The sequence below is a fragment of the Rice orange leaf phytoplasma genome, assembly GCF_001866375.1.
GTDB lineage: Bacteria > Bacillota_I > Bacilli_A > Acholeplasmatales > Acholeplasmataceae > Phytoplasma > Phytoplasma asteris.
The window spans coordinates 1-5,727 of the sequence record NZ_MIEP01000007.1 but is presented as its reverse complement, the minus strand read 5'-3'; the positions used below and the strand labels follow the sequence as shown (position 1 = coordinate 5,727).

At 22.6% G+C, this 5,727-nt stretch carries 5 protein-coding genes; 1 reads left to right on the top strand and 4 read right to left on the bottom strand.

All coding sequences use genetic code 11. The annotated features are described in order from the left end of the window. Positions 1 to 261: 261 nt before the first annotated feature. The 3 genes from BHE82_RS03065 to BHE82_RS02450 form a co-directional block, all read right to left on the bottom strand. Positions 262 to 1,992 carry a transporter substrate-binding domain-containing protein gene (locus BHE82_RS03065; protein WP_084024648.1) on the bottom strand — a complete coding sequence of 577 codons (1,731 nt, stop codon included), beginning with the start codon at positions 1,990 to 1,992 and terminating at the stop codon, positions 262 to 264. A gap of 240 nt (positions 1,993 to 2,232) precedes the next feature. Further along, on the bottom strand, positions 2,233 to 2,718 hold the full coding sequence (locus BHE82_RS02455) for a hypothetical protein (RefSeq protein ID WP_143549432.1): 486 nt from the start codon (positions 2,716 to 2,718) through the stop codon (positions 2,233 to 2,235). A gap of 44 nt (positions 2,719 to 2,762) precedes the next feature. Next, positions 2,763 to 3,041 (bottom strand): hypothetical protein, encoded by a 279-nt coding sequence (locus tag BHE82_RS02450; protein ID WP_071345660.1) that lies wholly within the window; start codon positions 3,039 to 3,041, stop codon positions 2,763 to 2,765. Positions 3,042 to 3,214: 173 nt separating this feature from the next. Between BHE82_RS02450 and BHE82_RS03250 the strand changes: the two genes are divergently transcribed. Next, complete coding sequence (locus BHE82_RS03250; protein ID WP_180365497.1) at positions 3,215 to 3,364, top strand: hypothetical protein; 150 nt, start codon at positions 3,215 to 3,217, stop codon at positions 3,362 to 3,364. 396 nt (positions 3,365 to 3,760) lie between these two features. Here BHE82_RS03250 and BHE82_RS02445 read toward each other — a convergent pair whose 3' ends face one another. Continuing rightward, complete coding sequence (locus BHE82_RS02445; protein ID WP_071345659.1) at positions 3,761 to 5,617, bottom strand: hypothetical protein; 1,857 nt, start codon at positions 5,615 to 5,617, stop codon at positions 3,761 to 3,763. Between the last annotated feature and the right edge of the window lie 110 nt (positions 5,618 to 5,727).

Sequence of the window (5,727 nt, the reverse complement as noted above, 5' to 3'; positions counted from 1 at the left end):
TTTATTTAATTATTAATATTTTTATTAAGCTTATTAAAATATTTATATTTAATGATTTTATTTATTATATATTATTTAATTATATTTATTGATATTTATTATTATATTAAAGTTATTTAGTTATTTTATTTATTATAACATTTTATTTATATTATTAATAATTGTTGTATTTTATCTTTATTTATTATAATTTATTAATTTAATGTTATTTATGTTAATTTTTTAATTATATTTTATATCTATTATATTTAATTATAATATTTATTTTATCTTATTAGTCTTTTTACTGATGAATTGAATACTTTTAACTAAGATTAAATAAACAACACTAACAATAAAATAAGGAGTTAGAGTATCATAATCAATTGAAGCATTATCTTTGGCTTGTTTAATTAAACTTACAAAAGTAATTAAGGAAAATAATGCAGTATCTTTAATATTAAAGATAAATTGTTGCCAAATAAAGGGTTTAGTTAATTGTAATCCTTGTTCAAATAAAATATATTTAAAGACTTGTTTTTGATTCATTCCTAATGAATAAGCAGCCTCAATTTGTCCTTTATCTAATGTTTCGATATTATGCATCATCAAAGTAGTAATGCTTGCAATAGTATTAAGAGAAATAACAATTAAAGTAGTAATAAAGGGAGTATAATTATTATTTTTAAAGATATCAAAATTAGAAAGAGCACAATAAAATAATAAAGCTTGTACTGCAATAGGAATAGCATTAAGTACTGAAATTAATTCATCAATTAAACGCGAACAGCTTTTATAAAAATAAAAAGTAATAGTATCATTATTTTTCTTAGTAGATTGTTTAGCAAAAATTTTAACTTTTACACAAAGAAGAGTAATTCCAAAACCTAAAATCAAACTGTCTAAAGCAACTATAAAAGAACTAATAAAAGGTCTAATATAAGAAGGTAGAGTTATTATAATTTTACTCCAAAAAGTTTGTCCTTTTAATTCTTGTTGGATTTCTTTGTATTCTATTATAGCTGGTGCTAGATAATTTGTTCTATAATTATTACTTTGTTCGTCTAATTTATCACTTTTTAAAACTGCTTTAACTTTTTCTTCAAATTCTTCTTTCGATACTTTAGGATTTGGATCATCTTTTTTAATGAAAAAACCAAAAGGAGGAAAATTAGGACGTTCTTGAGATTCTGCAAATTCATTATCTACAAATTCCATTGCTACTAATTGATCTGAATCATTTTCTGCAATTCCTTTAGCAATAGGAGTATCAGTAATAAAACCAGTTGAAATACCTTTTTTAACATTTAAAACACATACATCAGAGGATTCTGTATTATCTACTTTAGGTTTATCGCCATCTAATTTATATTTAAAATATTTTTTATAATCATTTATAAAATAATCATTTTCTATAGTATAGACAAAAATTCCTCCTTGTTGTACTATTAAGTTTATTTTATTATTTTCTGCTAGTGAAATATCTTTATTTTTAAAAGATATCTTTCCTTTGTCTTTTCCCTCTTCTTGAATTTGAAATTGTTTAAAGAGTTTTTCATTATTCTTTTTAATTAAAATACTTGTTGTTGCTTTTAAATAATTAATTCCATCAAAATTTTTTTGACGTTTTTCAGTATTATTCATAGAACCAATTATAAAATCTACTTGTTTTTTATTTAGAGCTGTTGTTAACCCTTCAACTCCATCATAGACTTTAATATCTAATTTATAACCTATTTCTTTTGCTAATTCTTTACAAAATGCCATATCAGAACCAATAGTACCATCTTTTCCTTGAAAAGATAAAGGAGGCATATTCATAGTTCCTACAGTAAGTGTTTCTTTGTAATTATCTTCTTTTGTTTCTTTATTTTTAGTGTTATTAAAATCTATTAATCCAAAAATATAAAGATGCATTAATACCCACGACCAAAAGCAAATATGAATTAAATTAAATCTTAGAATGTGTTTTTTATTTTTTCGTATATATCCAATAATATTGCTGTCTTGCATAAACGAGATACCATAAATCCTTTACTTTTATTTTTTTATATAACAAATTTAATTTACCATTAATTATAATATAACATAAAAAAGATGCTTAAATAAACTTATTTAATAAATAAATTTTTTGCCTTTAAAATACCTTGCAAAACTGTTAAATTAATTTATTTAAATATTTTTTTATTCACCAAAATTATAAAAATAGAAAACTATCAAATGGTAGCTTTCTATTATAAAGATATTAAATTATTATTTATTTTGTTTTTTAACGTAAAGAACTTTTCCTACAGTTGAGAAAAGAACAAGTAATACTAAACAAACATATACTAAAACTTCTTTTGTATTAGTGCCTTTAGTTTCTTTTTCTTCAGTTGTAGTTTGTGTAGGTTTAGGAGTTTCTTTTTGTGTAGAGTTTTGAGTAGTTTGAGCTTGAGATTCAGTTTCAGCATCAACTGTTTCTTTAGCAGTTTGAACTGTTTTTTCAAGAGTTTCAGTAAGTTTTTCTTTGTTTAAAGTTTCGGTTAATTCAGTTTCAACTTGAGTTTTTTCAGCTGGATTTAATTCTAATTTATCAACTTCAACTTTAAGTAAAGCTTCAACTGTTTCTTTAACCTCATCATCAAGTTTTTTTGTAAAATGTGCTTCTTTTTCCAAAGTTTCTTTTAATTTAGCAACAACTGCTTCTTTATCTGTTTCTGTTTGTTGTACAAATAAATCTGCTTTGTTTTCACACACAACTGTTAAAAATTGGTCCAAATTAACAAAATCATTTAAAATACCTAAAACATCTGAATTAACGTCGTTGTTTTTTTGAGTAATTGAATTAGTTTTTCCTTAACTTTTGCTTTATCAAATGTTGCTCCAAGTGTATTTACTGCGTCTTGAAACTTGGAAACTGTTGCTAATTGAGTTGCTAATTTGTTTTTGTCTAAATTAGTTACTCCAGACATTTCCCCAAATTTATTAGTAACATATAATGAGTCTGATTGTTCAAAAAATAAAGTTGGTGTATGGTCTAATAATTCTTGAGTGAATTCTTTAAGCGGCTTGAACTTCATCAGCTTTTACTAATGTAACTGTTGGTTTGTCAGTTTCTTTAGTTTCTACTTTAGTTACTTCTTTATCAACTTTAGTTGTAACAGTTGTTTTTTTTGCACCTTCAACTTGAGTTTCTACTACTTCGGTTTTAACAACTGTAGTGCCATCAGCTCCAAAAGTTTGAACTGTTACTTTGTTAAGTGGTGGTTCAGTAGTTGTTGTAGTTTTAACGCCGTTTTTAGTTATTGTTAAAACTTCTTTAGTAACTACACCGTCTTTTTTAGTGGTTGTTACAGCTGTTGGAAAAGTATTGCCTCCTTCGGTAAGAGTTCCTTTAGTTTGAAAAACGATTACTTCATTTTCAACTTTGTTTTTTGCAGCTTGGACTTCTTCTTCAAGGGGTGAATAGGTGATAACTTCTGATAATAACTAAGAAAATAAAGGATTAAAATTATTTGAATTTAAAATTAATTTTTTCTTAGAAATATCTAATTTTTATTATTTATATTATTATTATTATAACATATTTTTATATTTATAAAACGTAAAAAAATAAAAATCTACAAGAAAAACCCTTATCAAAAAAGGGTAAAAGTTAAAAAAGATTTAATTGAAAAATATAAATTTAAATGAGTTTTTTTTGAATTTCAAAAACACAATTAAAATTAAAATATACCTTTATCTTTCATTTTTTAATAACATAAATTGGATTAAACAGAATAAATGTTATATTTTATTGTTAAGAATAACCTAAATAAGGATTAGTATATTGATTAAAACAAGTAAAAGTTCTTTGATTTTCTAAATAATTATTTAAAGGTTTTAAAACTGATAATTTAGATAAATTAAAAAATTTATTCAATTTATTACATAAATTAATATATGCATTGCTAGTTAAAAAATTTTTAAATAAAGTTTTTGCATAAAAAATAGTACCATAAAAACATGATAAATTACCTTTATTTACATTATATTCAAACATATATTTATTTTGGTTTTTATCAAAATCTAACGCTTCGGAAGTAATATTTTTATCCTCAGGAAAATCTTTTCCTGGAACTTTTACTGCTTTTTTATTAAGTGTTTTTAAAATGTTATTTCTTAATAAATCATACAAAATATGATTTTTACCAAATTTTAAAATATTTGATAAATAAAATCCAGTTATTTTATAATCATCATAATGAAGATCAAATGGAAAATATTTAATATTTTTAGTAATAAGTAATTTTTGACAACTATAAGAAAATTGAAATAACTTTTTCCCAGTTAAATAATTTTTCTTTAATGCAATGGTTTTTTTAATTTCTCGTTCACTCAAACCAGCATCATATTTACTAACATATTCAGAAGTAATTTCAGCAACATTTTTATTAATGATGGTTGCTAATTTTTTACATTCCTTAATTTCAATTTTTTTAGTATTGTTTAATTTACCTTTATAAAATATCTGTAAATTTTGAGAACGAGGATTTAATAATTTTAAATTAGGTAAATTATCACGTACAATACCACCCCATAATTTAAAAACATTAGGAATAATTAAATTTTTATTTTCTTTTTCAAACCAACCATTATTAGAATTATATTTAGCTTTATTTTTAAAGTAATATTCTTGTGATTCTAAAAATTCTGAATTATTTATTATTCCTTTTCGTTGACACATCATTTTATTGGTGTGTCCAAAAATGCTTAATAAATCAATATTAAACATAACATGAAAATGCCAAACACCTTTAAATTGTAATTGAGAAGCGACAAAATATTTAAATTTAGTTAAATATTTATTAACAATATGCTTCTTTAATCTTTGTTTAATTAAATATTTTTTATATTCATAACGTAATTTTGAAATAAATTTGCCAACCAATTGTTTAACTTTATCTAAATCTTTAACATCATTAGAAATAGTACCATCATTATTATGATGAGCCAAAGTAAGTGTTAACCAACTAATTTCTTTTTCAGAAGCAAAATTATAAATAGCTTTGTAACGAGCATTATTTTTACTTTGACGAATATTTCTTATAACATCTTTAACTTTACTTTCAATATCAATTGATGTTAATTCATCTTTATCTTCAATAATCATTAAACAAATAAATTGATAAGTTTTTTTAAGTTTCTTAGGATTATTTCTTAAAAATAAATAATATTGATCAGGCATAGGTCTCATATGTAATTTAATAAATTCTATTTTTTCTTGGATTGTTTTTTCTTCATAACTAATATTAGCTAATTTATAAAAATAATTAAAATTAGTTAAAATATATTGGTTATCAAAAAAATAATTCCAATTATTAGATTCATTTAAAACTTGCAATTCTTGTTGAATAAAAGCTATTTTTTGTTTGATAAGTTTTTTTAAACGAGATTCTTGCATAGAATTCATAAGACGATATAAATGCAAAGACATAAACTTGGAAAAACAACCTTGACCGAAATCAGTAGTCTTAACAAAAAATAAATTATTCTCAAAAGCTTTAATTTGTTCTTTATTAAAAGTACCTCTTTTAATTATATTAAATGTTTTAAGAGCATGAAAAGATAAACTAACATCTTCTTTATTCATAGTTAAATCATTTAAATGTAGCATTTGTTTGTTCTCCCTAAATACAAAACTACTCCTTTACCGATTCTCACGGCAAAGGCGGTTTGTATATTTTATATTTATTTTTAAAAACCCCTAAATCCCCAAAGGGGACT